Here is a 17,255-nt window from a genome sequence, read left to right as displayed (position 1 = left end):
GATGAGACGACCCCTGCATCTCCTCCTGGCCGCGGCCCTGTCCGCGGCCGCCCTCGGCCTCACTTCCGCACCCGGCGCCTCGGCGTCCACCTCGGCGTCCGCCTCGACTCCCGACAACGTTGTCTCCGCCCCCGCCGCCCCCGCCGCCTCGGGCAGCCAGCCCTACGCCTCCTACTGGTACCCGAACTCCCTCCTGAACTGGGACCCCTCGACCGATCCCGACGCCCGGTTCAACCGCTCCCGCGTCCCGCTGAGGCCGCGGGTCTCCGATCCGGCGCTCAAGGCCAACGCCAACTCCCGCACGGGCGAGGGCAAGGTCGTCTCCCTGGTCTCGTTCGCGCCCACCTCGAACAACCCCTCCCAGGGCTCGGCCGACCCGAACTACTACGCCTTCGGGCACTGGCAGTACGTGGACACGCTGGTGTTCTGGGGCGGTTCGGCCGGCGAGGGGCTGATCCTGGCACCGAACCCGACCGTGATCGACGCCGCCCACCGCAACGGGGTGAAGGTCTACGGCACGGTGTTCTTCCCGCCCACCGCGTACGGCGGCCAGCTCCAGTGGGTGCGCGACTTCACGCAGAAGTCCGGCACCCGCTACCCCGTCGCCGACAAGCTGGCCCAGGTCGCGCGGCACTACGGCTTCGACGGCTGGTTCGTCAACCAGGAGACGGCCGGGGGAGATTCGGCCCTCGCGACCGAGGTGCGCAACACCCTGCGGTACGCGCGCTCGCTCGGCCCGGTCGAGTTCATGTGGTACGACGCGATGACCGAGTCCGGTTCGGTCAGCTGGCAGAACGCGCTGACCTCCGCCAACGACGCCTTCCTCCAGGAGGGCTCGCTCCGCACCAGCGACTCGGTGTTCCTCAACTTCAACTGGAGTGCCGCCGGGCTGGGTTCCTCCCGCACCCTGGCCCGCGGACTGGGGCGCGGCGAGTACGAGCTGTTCAGCGGTGTGGACACCGAGTCCAACGGCTACAACACGAGCGTCGACTGGGACGCGCTCTTCCCCGCCGGCCGGCCGCACACCACCTCGCTCGGGCTCTACCGCCCCGAGTGGACGTGGAAGTCCGCCGCCGACCGGGCCGACGCCGTCGCCCGCGAGGCGCGCTACTGGGACGGCGCCAACGGCGACCCGTCCGACACCACGACCTCCTCGTCCTGGAAGGGACTCGCGCAGTACGTCGCCGAGTCCTCGCCGGTGACCGCCAAGCCGTTCGTCACCCACTTCGACGCCGGGCAGGGCGACTTCTACCACTCGGGCGGGGTCAGGGTGTCCGGCGCGGGCTGGAACAACCTCTCCCTCCAGGACGTGCCGCCCACCTACCGCTGGCTGGTGCAGTCCTCGGGCACGAAGCTCAAGCCGTCGATCGACTTCGGCGACGCCTACGAGGGCGGGTCCGCCCTGCGCCTGACGGGAACGCTGGACGCGGTGAACACCGTACGGCTCTACCAGACGCGGCTGCCCGTGGCCGCCGACACCAGGCTGTCGGTCGCCGTGAAGACCCCGTCCGCCGGTCCGACCCGGCTCAAGGCGGCGGTCTCCTTCACCGACGCCCCGACCGCCTTCACCACCCTCGACCTCGGCTCCACCACGACGGCGGGCTGGGAGCGCAAGGTGCTCGACCTGTCGGGGTACGCCGGGCGCACGGTCGCCCAGATCGGGCTGCAGACCACCGGCACCGCCTCGTCGTACGACATCAAGGTGGGCGAACTCGCCCTGTACGACGGGGCGGTGGACGCGCCCGCCGCGCCCTCGGCCGCGACGGTCCTCGGCGCCACGGACTCCGGCACCACCGTGAAGTCGCTCCGTCTCGGGTGGACCGCCTCCGCCCTCGGCGACGTCCACCACTACGAGGTGTACCGCCGCAACCCCGACGGAAGCCGCACCTTCCTGGGCGCGACCCCGAACGACGCCTACTTCGTGCCGAGGCTGGAGAGGGTCGGCACCGAGACCACGACGACGCTCGACGTCGAGGCCGTCTCCACCGAGTTCGGCCGCTCCCCCGCCGCGAGCACCACGGTCACCTGGTCCGCGACCGCCGAGGCCGATCTGGCGCTGAACCGGCCCGCGACGGCCTCCGGCCAGTGCAACACCTCCGAGACGCCGGCCAAGGCGGTCAACGGCAGCGTCTCGGGCGGCAACGCCGACAAGTGGTGCACGACGACCTCGGCCAAGTGGCTGGAGGTGGACCTCGGTTCGCCCCGGGCACTGACCCGCTTCGTGGTGAAGCACGCGGCTGCGGGCGGCGAGAGCGCGAGCTGGAACACCCGGGACTTCCGTATCGAGGTCCGTGACAGCACCAGCGCCGCCTGGACCACCGCCGTCACCGTCACGGGCAACACGGCGGCGACCACGACCCACCCGGTCGCCCTGACCGCCCGCCATCTCCGCCTGGTGGTCACCACACCGACGCAGACCACCGATCCGGCGGCTCGCATCTACGAGTTCGAGGCCTGGGGCTCCTGACGGCCCGGCCGCGCCGGCCTCAGGGCTGGGCGGTGGCGACCTTCAGCCCGAAGCCGATCAGGACCACACCGGTGATCCGCTCCATGGCGCCCCGCACCCCGGGCCGGGCGAAGAAGGAGCGGGCGCCGGCGAGCAACAGCACGTAGCCGGAGAGCCAGACGCCCGTGAGCGCCACATGGATCAGCACGAGCAGGGCCATTCCGGTGTGCGGAGAGAGCCCGGACGGGGCGAGGGTCGGCAGCAGTCCCGTGTAGAAGACGGCGATCTTCGGGTTGAGCACGTTGCCGACCAGGCCCGTCCGCCACGGGTGGCCGGCGGGCGGCGGCGCGTCCACGGGCGCCGCCGCCCCGCCGCGCCTGCTCCGCCACAGCGCCCGCGCCCCCAGCACGACCAGGTAGGCGGCGCCGACCAACTTCACGACGGTGTACGCGGCGGCCGAGGCCGCGAGGACGGCGGCGAGTCCGGCCACCGCGAGGACGCCCCAGACCAGCAGCCCGCTGGCGATGCCCCCGACGGTCAGGAGTCCGTCGCGCCGTCCGACGGCCACGGCCCTGCGGGTCACGATCGCCATGTCCGGTCCCGGGACCATCGTCAGGAGCGCGAGCACACCCGTCGCCGCGAGAAGTTCGAAGCCCATGGGGCGAGTCTGCCACCCGCACGACCCGGGTGGCGCGGGAGGCGGACGGCGCCGCCTTCCGGACACGGCCTAGAGGCGGGTCGCGGTGCGGACCAGGTCGGCGACGGCCCGGGACCTGCTGTGGGGTGGCCAGGCGATGACGGTCGTGACGGCCGGTGCGTCCGGCACCGGCACCGTGGCATGGGCGTCGCGCAGCTGGGCCCCGAGGGACTCGGGGACGAGCGCGCAGGCCCGGCCGAGGGCGATCAGCTGGAACAGCTGGGTGTGGTCGCGCACCCGGGGGCCGGGCCCGTCCGGATAGCCGCCGCCCCGTCGGGGCCAGCGGGGCAGGGGCAGCTCCGTCAGGGTGGTGACCTCGGCCATCGAAAGCCGGGGGCGGTCGGCCAGGGGGTGTCCGGCGGGCAGGACCACGACCTGCTGTTCGGTGTGCAGCTCCTCGGTGTCGAGCCCGGCCGTCGTGTCGAAGGGCCGCTGGAGCAGGGCGACATCGGCCCGCCCCTCGCGCAGCAGCCCTTCCTGCTCGCCGGGCCCGCACAGCACGACCTCGACGGCGACCGCGCCGGGCTCGGCGGCGTAGGCGTCCAGCAGCTTCGACAGCAGTTCGCCGGCGGCTCCGGCCTTCGTGGCCAGCACCACGCCGGGCGGTCCGGCGGCTGCGCGGCGGGTGCGGCGCTCGGCGGCCTCGATCGCGTCGAGCGCCGTCCGGGCCTCCCGCAGGAGGACCGAACCGGCCTCGGTCAGGGTGACCGCCCGGGGGGTGCGGTGCAGCAGGACCACTCCGAGCCGCCGCTCCAGCCGCTGGATCGCCCGCGACAGCGGCGGTTGCGCCATGGCGAGCCGCTGGGCCGCCCGCCCGAAGTGCAACTCCTCCGCGACGGCGACGAAGTACCGTAGCTCCCGCGTCTCCACCGCGTCATCGTATCCGGCGCCCACCAGGGGCGATATCGGTGCGGTATCGCCGCCGACCCAGCCGGTCTTGGACGTCTTGGCGGGGCCCGGACCACGCTCGACGGCATGAGTGAACAGAGGATCGCGCTGGTGACCGGCGCGAACAAGGGAATCGGATACGAGATCGCGGCCGGTCTCGGCGCGCTCGGCTGGCGCGTCGGTGTGGGCGCGCGGGACCGGCGGCGCCGCGAGCTCGCGGTGGAGAGGCTGCGCGCGGCCGGGGTCGACGCGTTCGGCGTTCCGCTCGACGTGGCGGACGACGCGAGTGCGGGCGCCGCGGCCGAGCTGGTCGCCGAGCGGGCCGGAGGACTCGACGTCCTGGTCAACAACGCGGCGATCACGGGCCGTACGCCGCAGACGCCCAGCACGGTCGACCCCGCGACGGTGCGGGCCGTCGTGGAGACCAACGTGATCGGCGTCATCCGCGTCACCAACGCGATGCTGCCCCTGCTGCGCCGCTCTGCGGCACCGCGGATCGTGAACATGTCCAGCAGTGTCGGATCGCTCACCCTGCAGACCACGCCGGGCGTCGACATGGGCCCGGTTCCCGCCGCGTACCTGGCGTCCAAGACCTTCCTGAACGCCGTCACCGTCCAGTACGCCAAGGAGCTGGGCGACACCGGCATCCTGGTCAACTCCGGCTGCCCCGGCTTCACCGCGACCGACCTCAACGGCTTCCAGGGCGTCCGCACCGCCCGGCAGGGCGCGGCGATCGCGATTCGCCTCGCGACCCTGCCCGCCGGCGGACCGACCGGCCGCTTCTTCGACGACGGCGGAACCGTGCCCTGGTGACGGGCGGTCGGGCTGACGGGCCGTCGCGCCTCGGCGGGTGCCGGGCGCTACGGCCCTTCGGCGCTGTCCGGCTCGGAGACGCGCAGCAGCAGTGCGTGCAGCTGGGTGCGTTCGGCGTCCGTGAGCGGCTCGAGCAGTTCGTCGGTGACGCGGCGGCTGGTGCGGTCGGAGTCGCGGAGGAAGTCGCGGCCGGCCGGGACGAGGACCACGATGCGGCTGCGCCGGTCGCCCGGGGCGGGGCGGCGCTCGACGAGGCCGAGGCCCTCGAGGTCGTCGACGAGGCCCACGATGGCGCTGGGGTCGTAGCCGAGGCGGGTGCTCAACTCGCGCTGGAGGGCGCCGTCGACGGTGGCCAGGTAGCGCAGCAGCGCGTAGTGGCGCAGCCGGAGGCCCGATTCCTGCAGCACCGTGTTGAAGAGCTGCCCGGAGCGCAGGCCGAGTCGGTAGAGCAGATAGCCGCTGTCGGAGTGCAGTCCGCGCATCCAGGGTTCGTCCATGGGTCCAGCATGAAGCAAACGAGTGTCACTGACAACTGTTGACGACAACAATGATTGGTCTTACCTTCCATTCAGCGGACCGCCGTCCCGATCGAGCCCCACGCTCTCCCGGCGGCCGTCGCCCCAACGCTTCTGTGCCCCCGTAGCTCCCGAAGGGACAGCTCATGTCGCACTCCCCCGTCGACCTCTCCGGCAAGGTGGCCGTCGTCACCGGCTCCGGTCGCGGTCTCGGCCTCGCCTACGCCACCGCGCTCGCCGCCGCCGGCGCCTCCGTCGTCGTCAACGACCTCGACGCGAAGGTCGCCGAGCAGGCCGCCGACGCCATCGTCGAGGCCGGCGGACGGGCCGTCGCCGAGGCCGTGGCGGTCGGCACCGCCGAGGCCGCCGACCGGCTCGTCGCGCGCGCCGTGGAGGCCTTCGGCCGGCTGGACGTCCTGGTCACCAACGCCGGCATCCTGCGCGACAAGGTGCTGTGGAAGATGACGGACGAGGACTTCGACGCCGTCGTCACCACCCACCTCAAGGGCACCTTCACCTGCGCCCGGGCCGCCGCCGTCCGCATGCGCGAGCAGGGCGAGGGCGGCAGCCTGATCCTGATCGGCTCCCCCGCCGGACAGCGCGGCAACTTCGGCCAGACCAACTACGCGGCCGCCAAGGCCGGCATCGCCGCCATGGCCCGCACCTGGTCCATGGAGCTGTCCCGCGCGGACATCACGGTCAACGCCGTCATCCCGGTGGCCGCCACCGCCATGACCGAGACCATCCCCGCCTTCGCCCCGTACGTCGAGGCGATGCGCCGGGGCGAGCCGCTGCCGGACTTCCTGCGCAAGGGCGAGGGCTTCGGCACCCCGGAGGACTGCGCCGCCGTCGTCCCCTTCCTGGCCTCGGAGGCGGCCCGCGGGGTCACCGGCCAGTGCATCGGCATCGGCGGGGACAAGGTCGCCCTGTGGTCGCATCCGCAGGAGGTCGCCACCGCCTTCGCCGACGGCGGCTGGAGCCCCGAGACGCTGGCCGCCGCCTGGGGCACCTCGGTCGGCCGCGAGCCGCAGACCGTCGGCATCCCCGCGCCGAAGCTGCCGGAGGCGTGATGAGCCCGCTCTCCGTCGACGACCTGGTCGCGATCGACGTCCACACCCACTGCGAGGTCTCCGCCAAGGGCCACGCCTCGCTCTCCGACGAACTGCACGAGGCCTCCGGCGCGTACTTCGGGGTCGAGGGCGACCGGAAGCCGACCCTGGAGGAGACCGCCGCCTACTACCGCGAGCGCCGGATGGCCGCGGTGGTCTTCACCGTGGACGCCGAGCACGCCACCGGCACCGAGCCGATCCCCAACGAGGAGATCGCCGAGGCCGCGGCGGCCCACCCCGACGTGCTGGTCCCCTTCGCGTCCATCGACCCGTTCCGGGGCCGGGCCGGCGTCCGGCAGGCCCGCCGCCTGGTCGAGGAGTACGGGGTCAGGGGCTTCAAGTTCCACCCCAGCATCCAGGGCTTCTTCCCCGACGACCGGCTGGCGTACGGCCTGTACGAGGTCATGGAGGAGACCGGCGCCATCGCCCTCTTCCACACCGGCCAGACCGGCATCGGCGCGGGCGTCCCCGGGGGCGGCGGCATCCGCCTGAAGTACTCCAACCCGCTGCACGTGGACGACGTCGCCGTCGACTTCCCGCACTTGAAGATCATCCTGGCGCATCCGTCCTTCCCCTGGCAGGACGAGGCGCTCGCCGTCGCCACCCACAAGCCGGGCGTGCACATCGACCTGTCCGGCTGGTCCCCGAAGTACTTCCCGCCGCAGCTGGTGCAGTACGCCAACACGCTGCTCAAGGACAAGGTCCTGTTCGGCTCGGACTTCCCGGTGCTCAGCCCCGACCGCTGGCTGGCCGACTTCGAGAAGCTCCCGATCAAGGACGAGGTCCGCCCGAAGATCCTCAAGGAGAACGCGGCCCGGCTGCTCGGCCTCACCGGCTCCGACTCCCCCTCCTGAAAGGGCACGTGATGCGCAACGAGGGACTGGGGTCGTGGCCCGCACGCCGGGCCCGCAAGACCCCGCACCGCACCGCCCTGATCCACCGGACCGCCACCCTGACCTACGGCGAGCTGCACGAACGCACCACCCGGCTCGCCCGGGCCCTGCGGGCGGCCGGCGTCCGGCGCGGCGACCGCGTCGCCTACCTCGGCCCCAACCACCCCTCCTTCCTGGAGTGCCTGTTCGCCGCGGGCCAGCTCGGCGCGGTCTTCGTCCCGCTCAACACCCGCCTCGCGGCGCCCGAGATCGCGTACCAGCTGCGCGACTCCGGCAGCACCGTCCTGCTCCACTCCCCGGCCCTCGGGGCGCTCGCGACCGCCGCGGCCGCCGAGCAGGGCGTCGGCGTCCGGACCGTCGTCGAGGTCGGCGGCAGCGCGTACGAGGAGCTGCTCGCCGCCGCCTCGACGGAGCCGCTCGACGAGAGAGTCACACCGGACGACGTCTGCATCATCATGTACACCTCGGGCACGACGGGGCGCCCCAAGGGCGCGATGCTCACCCACGGCAACCTCGTGTGGAACGCGTTCAACGTCCTCGTCGACCTCGACGTGACCGCCGACGACACCGCGCTCGTCTCCGCCCCGCTGTTCCACACCGGCGGCCTCAACATGCTGGCCCTGCCGGTCCTGCTCAAGGGCGGCGCCTGTGTGCTCGTCGAGTCCTTCGACGCCGGCGGCACGCTGGACCTGGTCGAACGGCACGGCGTCACCTTCATGTTCGGCGTGCCGACCATGTTCGAGCAGGTCGCCGCGCATCCGCGCTGGTCCGCCGCCGACCTGTCGAGCCTGCGCCTGCTCAACTGCGGCGGCGCGCCCGTGCCGACCGGTCTCATCGCCACGTACCAGGAGCGGGGTCTCACCTTCTGCCAGGGGTACGGGATGACGGAGGCCTCCCCCGGCGCGCTGTTCCTGGACGCGGGGCACTCCGTGGCCAAGTCCGGGTCAGCCGGGGTGCCGCACTTCTTCACCGACGTCCGGGTCGTGCGCCCCGACCTGTCCCCCGCCGCGACCGGCGAGACGGGCGAGGTGCTGGTCCAGGGCCCGAACGTCATGGCCGGCTACTGGGGCCTGCCCGAGGAGACGGCCGCGGCCTTCGCCGACGGCTGGTTCCGCAGCGGCGACGCGGCCCGGGTCGACGCCGACGGCTACGTCACCATCGTCGACCGCTTCAAGGACATGATCATCTCGGGCGGGGAGAACGTCTACCCGGCCGAGGTGGAGGACGCCCTGCTCGCCCACCCGGACGTCGCCGAGTGCGCCGTCATCGGCGTGCCCGACGAGAAGTGGGGCGAGAGTGCCCGCGCGGTCGTCGTGGTCCGCGAGGGCAGCACGCCCGATCCGGCCGCGATCCTCGCGTCCCTCGGCGGCCGTCTCGCCCGCTACAAGATCCCCAAGTCGATCGTGATCGCGGCCGAACTCCCGCGCACGGCCTCCGGAAAGCTCCTCAAGCACCACCTCCGTACCCGCTACGGCACCACCGACTGACAACCGACAAACAGAGAGCAGGACTTCCCATGAGCATCACCGTCGACGGCATCGACGCGCTGAAGAAGCTGGCCGGCAGCGAGCTCGGCACCAGCGAGTGGATCGACATCGCCCAGGAGCGGATCAACGGCTTCGCCGACGCCACCGGCGACCACCAGTGGATCCACGTGGACGTCGAGCGTGCGAAGGAGGGCCCGTTCGGCGCCCCGATCGCCCACGGCTACCTCACCCTCGCGCTCTTCATCCCCCTGTTCACGGAGCTCCTCGACGTCCAGGGGGTCGCCACCAAGGTCAACTACGGCCTGGACAAGGTGCGTTTCCCCGCCCCGGTGAAGGTGGGCTCCCGGCTGCGGCTGGTCGGCACGCTCGCCTCCGTCGAGGACGTCCCCGGCGGCGTGCAGATCGCGGTCGACGGCACGATCGAGATCGAGGGTGCCGCGAAGCCGGCCTGCGTGCTGCGCAGCCTCTCGCGGTTCTACGCGTAGCGGCCCCGGCCCGGTCCCGCCGGGCGTCCTCGCGCGCGGGACGCCCGGGGGTCACCTCAGCTGGCGGCGCACCAGCTCGTGGAAGAGTCCGCCGGTGTCGGCCAGCAGGGCGGCGGGGGTGCCCTGCTGGACGATCCGGCCCTCGGCCATCACGAGCACCCGGTCGGCGTCCATGACGGTGGAGAGCCGGTGCGCGATCACCACGCGGGTGGTCCGCAGGGCGCGGGTGGACTCGATGACCACGCGCTGGGTCTCGTTGTCCAGCGCGCTGGTGGCCTCGTCCAGGAAGAGCACGCGGGGGCGGCGGACGAGCGCCTGGGCGATCATCAGACGCTGGCGCTGGCCGCCGGAGACGGTGCCGCCGCCGTCGGACAGCATCGTGTGCAGCCCCATCGGCATGGCCCGGACGTCGTCCGCGAGGCCGGCCAGGGCGACGGCCTCCCAGACCTCGTCGAGGGTGTACGCCTCGGTGCCCCGGATGCAGTCGAGCAGCGAGCCGGTGAACGGCCGGGCGTTCTGCAGGACGACCCCGCACTGGCGGCGGACGGCCGCCTGGTCGAGGGCGGCGAGGTCCTGGCCGTCGTACAGGACGCTGCCGGCGGTGGGCCGGTCGAAGCCGATCAGCAGCCGCAGCAGGGTCGACTTGCCGCAGCCGCTGGCCCCGACGAGGGCCACGAACTCTCCCGGGTGTACCTGGAGTTCGACGCCGTCGAGGACCAGCGGGCCGTCCTCGGTGTAGCGGTACGACAGGCCCCTGGCCTCGATGGCCCCGCTCAGGACGCCCGGCCTGGTCGCCTCCGCGCGCACCTCGGGCTCGGCCCGCAGGATCGGGGCGACCTCCTCGAAGACGGGCAGCACGGCCGCGACCGAGAGCAGCGCCCCGGTCAGCTGGTTCACCGAGGAGAGCAGCAGGGTGACGGCGGTGCTGAAGGTGAGGAACTCCCCCGCGGACAGGGTGCCCCGGGCGGGTCCGGCGAGGAGCATGAACATCACCAGGGTGCACAGCGGCAGACAGACCGCGCCCAGGACCGTGGACACGTTCTGCAGGCGCCCGGCCCGCTGCTGGAGCACCCGGGTGCCGGCGAACTCCCGCGCCCAGGCGGCATAGGCGAAGCTCTCGGCCGCCGCGACCCGCAGTTTGGGCAGACCGCGCAGGGTCTGGAAGGCCCGGTTGTCGAGCCGGTGGTTCATCTTCACCAGGCGGCGCTGGTAACGGAGCTGGGCCGCTCCGAGCGCCAGGAAGACCACCGCGATCCCGAGCACCAGGGCGAGGGCGGCGAGCGCGAGCCGGGTGCTGTGGACGAGGAGCAGGGCCAGCTCCACGACGGCGACGGTACCGGCCTGGACGCAGACGGAGCCGACCCCGGACAGGGTCCGGCGGATCGCGCTGACGCCCATGGCGGCGCCGGCGAGCTCCCCGGTGGAGCGCCCGGCGAAGAAGCCCGTGGGCAGCCTCAACAGCCTGTCCCACACAGCCGGTTGCAGCGTCGCCTCGATACGGCCCTCCATCCGCAGCACGGCCACGTTCTGGAGCAGCATGAACACCGCCGAGACCACACCTGCGGCGATCAGCGCGAGCGCGGTCTGCACGATGAGCCCGGTCTCGCCGGCCGGTACGTAGCGGCCGAGCACCGTGCCGGTCGCCACCGGCACCAGCGCGCCCAGGGCCACCGCGACGAGCCCGCCGAGGACGATCGCGCGCAGCTCCGGGCCGGTGCCCCGGACGCCGAACCGCAGCAGGGCCGGCAGCCCGAGGCGGCCCTCCGGGAGCGGGCGGTAGAACATCACGGCCTGCCGTTCGTAGGCGTTCGCGAGGGTGGCGTCGATCCTCTCCCGCCGGCCGGTCGCCGGGTCGGCCGCCACGTACCCGCCGCGCCGCCACAGCAGGGCGACGGGCGCTCCGTCCCGCTCCCGCCGCCCGACCAGGGGGCCGCTGTTCTCCCGCCACCAGCGCCCGCCGAGCCGGACGGAGCGGGTGCGGACGCGCGAGGCGAGCGCCACGGCCTCGACCGGGTCGGTGTGCTCGTCGCCGCTCCCCGCCCGGTCGGCCGGGGTGTCGGACAGGGTGATGCGCGCCTCGGCGGCGACCAGGCGGCACACGGCGAGGGTCGCGTCGGCGTTCGCGCCCGTGCGGGCGCCCCGGCGGGGGCGGCCGATGGAGGCGAGGAGCGTCCGGTCGGCGTCGTCGCTGGCCTGCCGGCCGGCCGCGAGACCGGCCTCGGCGCGGCTCGCGTGGGTGTGTTCGCGGTGCTCGATCCAGCGGTCGAGGGCGTGCAGCAGCCGGTACTGCTGCTCGACCAGGCCCTGCCAGAGCGCCGGGTCGACGAGCAGGGCGTGGCCCTCGGCGGCGTACGCCACGGCTCCGGCCGTGACCCGCAGCCACTCGATGGCGTCGTCGGCCCGGCCGTCGAGCGGCGCCTGGTGGAGGAGGTGCAGCCCCCGGCCGACGCCGAGGGCGAAGGCGTTCTCCAGGGGGCCGGGGGCGGTGCCGTACGGCCCGGTGGCGTCGCCCTGGCTGCCGTGCCCCCGGGTCCCGTAGCCCTGCGACTCGTACCACTGCGACTCGTACCACTGCGGCTCGTACCACTGGGGTTCGTGCCACGGCGACGCGTGACCCGCGGGCTCGTGCCCCTGCGTGCCGTGCGGCGGGCGCCGCAGCTCGTGCAGCTCGATGCGGCGCAGCAGACACTCGCGGGCCGGGCGGGCGACGAGGGTGTGGGCGGGGCCCTCCGGGGGGCCGAGCAGCAGGGTGCCCGGCTCCAGGCGTCCGAGGAAGTGCCAGGTGCCGAGCAGGGCGGCGTCGACGGCGAACAGGTCGAGGGCGCCGTGCTCGACGAGCCACAGCACGTGCGGCCCTTCGAGGGTGAGGCTGCGCGATCCGCTGCCGTCGACGGGGGTGAACTGGGTGCCGAGGGTGCCGAGCGCGGCGAGGACCGGGTCCGCGGTGCCCGCGGCATGGGGAGACAGGGTCACCTCAGCGCTCCTGGACCAGACGGGCGTACGGTCCGCCCGCGGCGAGCAGCTGCTCGTGCCGGCCGCGTTCCACGACCGTGCCGCGGTCGAGGACGAGGATCTCGTCGCTGTCGCGCACGGTGCTCAGGCGGTGGGCGATGACCACGCAGGCGCAGCCGCGGCGCCGCAGGTTGTCGATGACGAGCCGTTCGGTGACCGCGTCCAGGGCGCTGGTCACCTCGTCGAGCACCAGGACGCTCGGCTCGCGGACGAGCGCGCGGGCGATCTCCAGGCGCTGGCGCTGGCCTCCGGAGAAGTTGCGGCCGTCCTGCTCGACCCGGCTGTGGATGCCGCCGGGGCGGCGCGCGACCACGTCGAGCACGGCGGCGTCGCGCAGCGCGGCGGTGACGGCCTCGTCCGTGACGGACGGGTCCCACAGGGCCACGTTGTCGCGGACGGTGCCCTCGAAGAGGAACACGTCCTGGTCGACGAAGGAGACCGACGCGGCGAGGGCCCCGCGCGGGATGTCGTCGAGGCGCCGCTCGTCGATGCGGATGGTGCCCTCCCAGGGCGTGTAGAGGCCCGCGATCAGCCGGGAGACGGTCGACTTGCCGCTGCCGGAGCCGCCGACGAGGGCGACCTGCTGCCCGGGTCCGACGGTCAGCGAGAACTCCCGGAGCAGCGGGGCGTCGAGCGGGCTGTAGCCGAAGGTGACGCGGTCGAGCTCCACCCGGCCGGTGAGCCGGCGGGCGGCGCCGGCCGGCTCGCGCGACGCGGGGAGGGCGGCGGGGTCGGCGGGGAAGTTCTCGACGTCCCGCAACCGGGCGACGTCGGCGGCGAAGTCCTGGATGCGTCCGGCCGCGCCGCCGAGGCGGGTGACGGGTGCGGTGAAGCCGGTCACCAGGGACTGGAAGGCGACGAGCAGACCGACCGTGAGATGGCCCTCGACGGCCCGGAGGCCGCCGATCATCAGGATCAGCGCGCTGTTGAGCGCGGCGAGGGTGGGCGCGACGATCGCCAGCCAGGCGCTGGGGACGCCGAGCCGCTGCTGGACGTCGAGGGTGACCGCGTGCTGCCCGGCCCAGCGCCGGAAGAAGCCGTTCTCGCCGCCGGTGGCCTTCATGGTCTCGATGAGCTGGAGACCGCTGTACGAGGTGTTCGTCAGCCGTGCGCTCTCGGCGCGCAGTTTGTGCGTGCCGGTCGCCCGGACGCCGATGACCACACGCATGGCGGCCACGTTCAGGAGCGCGACCAGCACGCCGAGGAGGGTGAGCTGGGGGTCGTAGCTCCACAGCAGCACGGCGTACAGCACGACGACGACCGCGTCCACGCCGGCCGCGGACAGGTCGCGGGCGAGGGTCTCGGCGACCGCGTCGTTGGAGCGCAGCCGCTGGACCAGGTCGGCGGGGTCGCGCTGGGCGTAGAAGGCGACGGGGAGCCGGAGCAGGTGGCGCAGGAAGCGGGCGCTGCCGAGGGTGGAGGAGATGATCCGGCCGCGCAGCAGATTGGCCTGCTGGACGGCGGTGAGGAGCGCGGTGAGCACCAGCGCGGCGCCCATGGCCGTGAACACCGTCCCCAGCAGCGAGGACTGGCCGCCCATCAGGAAGGTGTCGATGTACGTGCGGCTCAGCGCGGGTACGGCGGCGCCGACGGCCACCAGGAGGAGGCTGGCGACCAGGGCCGCGGCCAGGGTTCCCGAGGTGCCGCGCAGCCGGCCCGAGAGGGCGCCGAGGACACCGGGCCTGCGGCCGCCGGGGCGGAAGCCGGGGCCGGGGCCGAAGGTGAGCACGATCCCGGTGAAGCTCGTGTCGAACTCATCCATGGGGACGAACCGGCGTCCCTTGCCGGGGTCGTTGACGTAGACGCCGGCCCGGCCGAAGCGCCGGCCCATGCCGTCGTACACGACGTAGTGGTTGAACTCCCAGAACAGGACGGCGGGCCCGCGGACCCCGGCGAGCGCGGCCAGGTCCATCTGCATGCCCTTGGCCTGCAGTCCGTAACTCCGCGCGGCCTTGAGGAGGTTGCTGGCCCGCGAGCCGTCGCGGGAGACGCCGCAGGCGATGCGCAGCTCTTCGAGGGGCACGAAGCGCCCGTGGTGGCCGAGCACCATGGCGAGGGCGGCGGCGCCGCACTCCACGGCCTCCATCTGCAGCACGGTGGGGGTGCGGACGACGCGCGGGCGCCTGCCCTTGGGGAGGCCGCCCCAAAGGCCCCGGGGGGCGGGGCGGCGGCCGCGGCGGGCGGACCTGGATGCGGAGGGGGTCACGGGAGGAGCCAGTCGACGGGGCGTTGCGGGGCGAGTTGGACGGCGCCGGTGACCGGGGTACCGGAGTCGACGGGGTACGGCGGGCCGTCGGCCGTGGACCAGGAGTAGCCGGAGGCGGTGGCGGTGGAGCGCTGGAGGCGGACGCGCACGGGGACGGCTCCGCCGGGCGGGGAGAGCTGTGCGGCGAGCCCGCCGTCGCCGAGGAAGGCGCCGATCTGGGCCCGTGACTGCGGGGTGCGGCCCACCGCGTCGACCCGGCCGCGCAGCACGCCGAAGCGTTCCTGCGGGGCGCTCTGGACGCGCAGTTCGACCGGGGCGCCCACCCGGAGGGTCGCGGCGCTCGCGCCCGGCACGTACACCATGGCGACCAGCGGCTCGTCGGGGCGGGTGACGCGCTCGACCGTGGCCACGTCGGCGCCGGTCGTGACGACCGAGCCCAGGGTGGCGAACAGCGTGGTCACCCTGCCTCCCTCGACCGCGCGCACGGGCCGGTCGCCCTGGTCCGTCCGGACGGTCAGGAGGGGCGCGCCGGCGCCCACGGTGGCGCCCTGCCGGGCGAGGACGCGGGTCACCTGTCCGGCGACGGGGCTCTGCAGGAGGTAGCTGCCGCCCGCGTGGGTGAGGACACCGGGCGCGGAGAGCTTGGCGGAGACGGTGCCGGCGAAGGCCCAGAAGGTCGCGGCGGCGAGGACCACGCCCGTCACCGCGAGGGCGAGACGCCCCTGGGGGCGGGCGAAACGCAGCGGGAGGTCGAGTTCCTCGGGCGACTGCAGCTTGGAAAGCGCCTTCTCACGGAACTGCACGGGCTATTCCTTCGGCCGCCCGGGCGGCCTATTCGCGGCGGCTCGGCGGCATTAACGAGAAAGGAAACGGGACGGCCGGCCGTGGACCCCGGGACGGAAAGCGTCCCGGGGTCCTCGGCCTGTTCCGCTCAGAGACCGGCGATACCGGTGACGGCGGTGGCGTTGACCGAGACACCGGTGATGCCGGTGGCCAGGCCGGGGACGCCGCCGACGAGGCCGGTGGCGCCCTGGACCGTCTGGAGCGAGCCGACGGTGCCGAGGACACCGGAGACGTCGCTGGTCACGGCGCCGACCAGACCGCCGGAGACGCTCACGATGCCGCCGGAGACGGCGTCGAGCTCGGCGTCGTCGATCTCACGGGTCTCAAGGTCGTTACGCATGATGCGCACCCTTCGTTCTTTGGTGGGGGGAATCCATTTCCGTGCCGCGGCGAGCAGGATCAAAGCACGGGAACGGACGGCGTCGCCAATTCATCCGACCCTCCCCCACCTGGTCTTTGTGTCCCCCGATTCACCGGCGTGCGACTTGTTTCACGGAATGGTGACACCTTCTCCGCAGGACCGGGTAACACTTTCGGCCACCCCCGGCCACGCGTGAAACCAAAGGGTCGAAGCCACCGCATCCGGACACCTCGCGCGGGGCCGATCGGGGCACGGTGCGAAGGCCGGGACCCGGTACACACACAATGTGGAGGTTCTCGACGAGCGGTGGTCGCCGGCCGGTGCGGTAATGGAAACGCCCCCTATCCATCCCCAGCAGCGACACGGGAGCATCCATGACCGACGGTCCCGAGCCCATCAGCACCGAAGCCCTGCACGGCCTGCGCGAGGAGCTGGCCGAACTGCGCGCCGAACGGGGCAGGGTGGCGGCGACGCTGCGGAACGAGGACCCGGTGGGCGACCGCGCCGACGAGGCGGACGAGTTGCAGCGCGCCTCGGACGTCGCCCGCCTCGACCAGCGGATCGAGGAGATCGAGGGGCGGCTGCGCGAGGCGTCCGTGGCGGGGCCGCCGCCGAGCGACGTGGTGGGTGTGGGCAGCACCGTCACCGTGCGCTTCGAGGACGGCACGGAGGCGACGGTCACGGTGGGCGAGCTCGCCGAGGCCCCGGACCCGGAGCTGGTGACGGCCGACAGCCCGCTGGGGCGCGCGCTGCTCGGGCACCGGGCCGGTGACACCGTCACCTACCGCGCACCGGAGGGCGACACGTCGGCGACCGTGGTGTCGCTCGCCTAGACCCTGGCCCGGTCCGCGGCCCGGCGTCACCCCTTCACGAGATCGGCCACGAGCCCGATGGTCGTCGCGAGGATGCTCGCGCCGAACACGTACGACAGCAGGCAGTGCCGCAGCACCACGGCGCGGATCCCCGATCCGGTGACGTCGGTGTCGGACACCTGGTACGTCATGCCGAGGTTGTAGCTGAAGTAGAGGAAGTCGACGTAGCGGGGCGGCTCTTCGGAGTGGAAGTCGATGCCGCCGCCGGGCTCGCCGTAGTACAGGTCGGCGTAGCGGGTGGCGTACATCAGGTGGAGCGCCGCCCAGGCCATGAAGACCCCTGCGAGGGCGGCCCCCGCCGCGGCGTGCCCGGTGCCGGTGTCGCCGCCGAGGATCAGCAGGACGATGCCGACCAGGCTGCACAGCGCGGCCGAGACGACGACGGCTTCCTCCACGAGCGGCCGGAAGTCCTCACGGCGCACGTTGCGGCGGGTGGTGGCGGCGTCCATCGGCCAGAGCACGGCCCAGCCGGTGACCACGAAGGCCGTCTCGGCCGTCGCGATCCCCACCAGGGTGCCGAGCGACGCCCGGGTCAGGACGCCGACGGCGAGGCCGACGGCCGCCCCGGCGCCCGTCGAGCCCACCAGCCGGGGCACCGCCGACAGCGGCAGCCGGCGGCTCATCGCCG

Annotated in this window: 15 protein-coding genes; 7 read left to right on the top strand and 8 right to left on the bottom strand. The window is 73.5% G+C overall.

Annotated features, from left to right (window positions below; genetic code table 11):
• Position 1 precedes the first annotated feature (1 nt).
• On the top strand, positions 2–2,467 hold the full coding sequence (locus ACH414_RS21680; RefSeq protein ID WP_398942957.1) for a discoidin domain-containing protein: 2,466 nt from the start codon (positions 2–4) through the stop codon (positions 2,465–2,467).
• 19 nt (positions 2,468–2,486) lie between these two features.
• Here ACH414_RS21680 and ACH414_RS21675 read toward each other — a convergent pair whose 3' ends face one another.
• Together ACH414_RS21675 and ACH414_RS21670 are read right to left on the bottom strand one after the other, a co-directional pair.
• Positions 2,487–3,104, bottom strand: a complete 618-nt coding sequence (locus ACH414_RS21675; protein ID WP_391767964.1) for a LysE family translocator — start codon at positions 3,102–3,104, stop codon at positions 2,487–2,489.
• A gap of 69 nt (positions 3,105–3,173) precedes the next feature.
• Complete coding sequence (locus ACH414_RS21670) at positions 3,174–4,013, bottom strand: LysR family transcriptional regulator (RefSeq protein WP_398942954.1); 840 nt, start codon at positions 4,011–4,013, stop codon at positions 3,174–3,176.
• Positions 4,014–4,118: 105 nt separating this feature from the next.
• Here ACH414_RS21670 and ACH414_RS21665 point away from each other — a divergent pair, with 105 nt between their 5' ends.
• Complete coding sequence (locus ACH414_RS21665) at positions 4,119–4,844, top strand: SDR family NAD(P)-dependent oxidoreductase (protein ID WP_398942952.1); 726 nt, start codon at positions 4,119–4,121, stop codon at positions 4,842–4,844.
• A gap of 47 nt (positions 4,845–4,891) precedes the next feature.
• Here the strand turns inward: ACH414_RS21665 and ACH414_RS21660 are convergent, their stop codons facing one another.
• On the bottom strand, positions 4,892–5,341 hold the full coding sequence (locus ACH414_RS21660; RefSeq protein WP_382536322.1) for a MarR family winged helix-turn-helix transcriptional regulator: 450 nt from the start codon (positions 5,339–5,341) through the stop codon (positions 4,892–4,894).
• 164 nt (positions 5,342–5,505) lie between these two features.
• Here ACH414_RS21660 and ACH414_RS21655 point away from each other — a divergent pair, with 164 nt between their 5' ends.
• From ACH414_RS21655 to ACH414_RS21640, 4 genes are read left to right on the top strand one after another with little or no spacing between them, the layout of a single operon-like run.
• Positions 5,506–6,429, top strand: a complete 924-nt coding sequence (locus ACH414_RS21655; RefSeq protein ID WP_391767962.1) for an SDR family NAD(P)-dependent oxidoreductase — start codon at positions 5,506–5,508, stop codon at positions 6,427–6,429.
• Positions 6,429–7,322, top strand: a complete 894-nt coding sequence (locus ACH414_RS21650) for an amidohydrolase family protein (RefSeq protein ID WP_382536328.1) — start codon at positions 6,429–6,431, stop codon at positions 7,320–7,322. The genes ACH414_RS21655 and ACH414_RS21650 overlap by 1 nt, the downstream gene beginning before the upstream one ends.
• An 11-nt stretch (positions 7,323–7,333) precedes the next feature.
• Positions 7,334–8,848, top strand: a complete 1,515-nt coding sequence (locus tag ACH414_RS21645; RefSeq protein WP_398942948.1) for a long-chain fatty acid--CoA ligase — start codon at positions 7,334–7,336, stop codon at positions 8,846–8,848.
• Between the two features lie 29 nt (positions 8,849–8,877).
• Positions 8,878–9,333 carry a MaoC family dehydratase gene (locus ACH414_RS21640; RefSeq protein WP_398942946.1) on the top strand — a complete coding sequence of 152 codons (456 nt, stop codon included), beginning with the start codon at positions 8,878–8,880 and terminating at the stop codon, positions 9,331–9,333.
• Positions 9,334–9,384: 51 nt separating this feature from the next.
• On the opposite strand, the gene ACH414_RS21635 is transcribed toward ACH414_RS21640, so the two are convergent.
• From ACH414_RS21635 to ACH414_RS21620, 4 genes are all read right to left on the bottom strand, one after another.
• Complete coding sequence (locus tag ACH414_RS21635) at positions 9,385–12,306, bottom strand: NHLP bacteriocin export ABC transporter permease/ATPase subunit (RefSeq protein WP_398942945.1); 2,922 nt, start codon at positions 12,304–12,306, stop codon at positions 9,385–9,387.
• Between the two features lies 1 nt (position 12,307).
• Entirely contained in the window at positions 12,308–14,431 is a 2,124-nt protein-coding gene (locus tag ACH414_RS21630; RefSeq protein WP_398943002.1) for an NHLP family bacteriocin export ABC transporter peptidase/permease/ATPase subunit, read from the bottom strand.
• 116 nt (positions 14,432–14,547) lie between these two features.
• Complete coding sequence (locus tag ACH414_RS21625) at positions 14,548–15,354, bottom strand: HlyD family efflux transporter periplasmic adaptor subunit (protein WP_382536343.1); 807 nt, start codon at positions 15,352–15,354, stop codon at positions 14,548–14,550.
• A gap of 128 nt (positions 15,355–15,482) precedes the next feature.
• Entirely contained in the window at positions 15,483–15,734 is a 252-nt protein-coding gene (locus tag ACH414_RS21620) for a hypothetical protein (protein WP_382536346.1), read from the bottom strand.
• 395 nt (positions 15,735–16,129) lie between these two features.
• Here ACH414_RS21620 and ACH414_RS21615 point away from each other — a divergent pair, with 395 nt between their 5' ends.
• Positions 16,130–16,588 (top strand): GreA/GreB family elongation factor, encoded by a 459-nt coding sequence (locus ACH414_RS21615; RefSeq protein ID WP_382536349.1) that lies wholly within the window; start codon positions 16,130–16,132, stop codon positions 16,586–16,588.
• Positions 16,589–16,614: 26 nt separating this feature from the next.
• On the opposite strand, the gene ACH414_RS21610 is transcribed toward ACH414_RS21615, so the two are convergent.
• Complete coding sequence (locus ACH414_RS21610) at positions 16,615–17,250, bottom strand: DUF1345 domain-containing protein (RefSeq protein WP_398942943.1); 636 nt, start codon at positions 17,248–17,250, stop codon at positions 16,615–16,617.
• Between the last annotated feature and the right edge of the window lie 5 nt (positions 17,251–17,255).

The sequence above is a fragment of the Streptomyces sp. NPDC020422 genome, from assembly GCF_044386705.1.
Lineage (GTDB): Bacteria > Actinomycetota > Actinomycetes > Streptomycetales > Streptomycetaceae > Streptomyces.
Note: the sequence above shows the minus strand (reverse complement) of the source record. Positions and strands in the feature narration are given on the sequence as shown.

Bases quoted from the DNA above. Each gene is read 5' to 3' on its own strand.
- ACH414_RS21680 (WP_398942957.1), top strand. From the start codon at position 2: ATGAGACGACCCCTGCATCTCCTCCTGGCCGCGGCCCTGTCCGCGGCC.
- ACH414_RS21675 (WP_391767964.1), bottom strand. From the start codon at position 3,104: ATGGGCTTCGAACTTCTCGCGGCGACGGGTGTGCTCGCGCTCCTGACG.
- ACH414_RS21665 (WP_398942952.1), top strand. From the start codon at position 4,119: ATGAGTGAACAGAGGATCGCGCTGGTGACCGGCGCGAACAAGGGAATC.
- ACH414_RS21660 (WP_382536322.1), bottom strand. From the start codon at position 5,341: ATGGACGAACCCTGGATGCGCGGACTGCACTCCGACAGCGGCTATCTG.
- ACH414_RS21655 (WP_391767962.1), top strand. From the start codon at position 5,506: ATGTCGCACTCCCCCGTCGACCTCTCCGGCAAGGTGGCCGTCGTCACC.
- ACH414_RS21650 (WP_382536328.1), top strand. From the start codon at position 6,429: ATGAGCCCGCTCTCCGTCGACGACCTGGTCGCGATCGACGTCCACACC.
- ACH414_RS21645 (WP_398942948.1), top strand. From the start codon at position 7,334: ATGCGCAACGAGGGACTGGGGTCGTGGCCCGCACGCCGGGCCCGCAAG.
- ACH414_RS21640 (WP_398942946.1), top strand. From the start codon at position 8,878: ATGAGCATCACCGTCGACGGCATCGACGCGCTGAAGAAGCTGGCCGGC.
- ACH414_RS21630 (WP_398943002.1), bottom strand. From the start codon at position 14,431: ATGGAGGCCGTGGAGTGCGGCGCCGCCGCCCTCGCCATGGTGCTCGGC.
- ACH414_RS21620 (WP_382536346.1), bottom strand. From the start codon at position 15,734: ATGCGTAACGACCTTGAGACCCGTGAGATCGACGACGCCGAGCTCGAC.
- ACH414_RS21615 (WP_382536349.1), top strand. From the start codon at position 16,130: ATGACCGACGGTCCCGAGCCCATCAGCACCGAAGCCCTGCACGGCCTG.
- ACH414_RS21610 (WP_398942943.1), bottom strand. From the start codon at position 17,250: ATGAGCCGCCGGCTGCCGCTGTCGGCGGTGCCCCGGCTGGTGGGCTCG.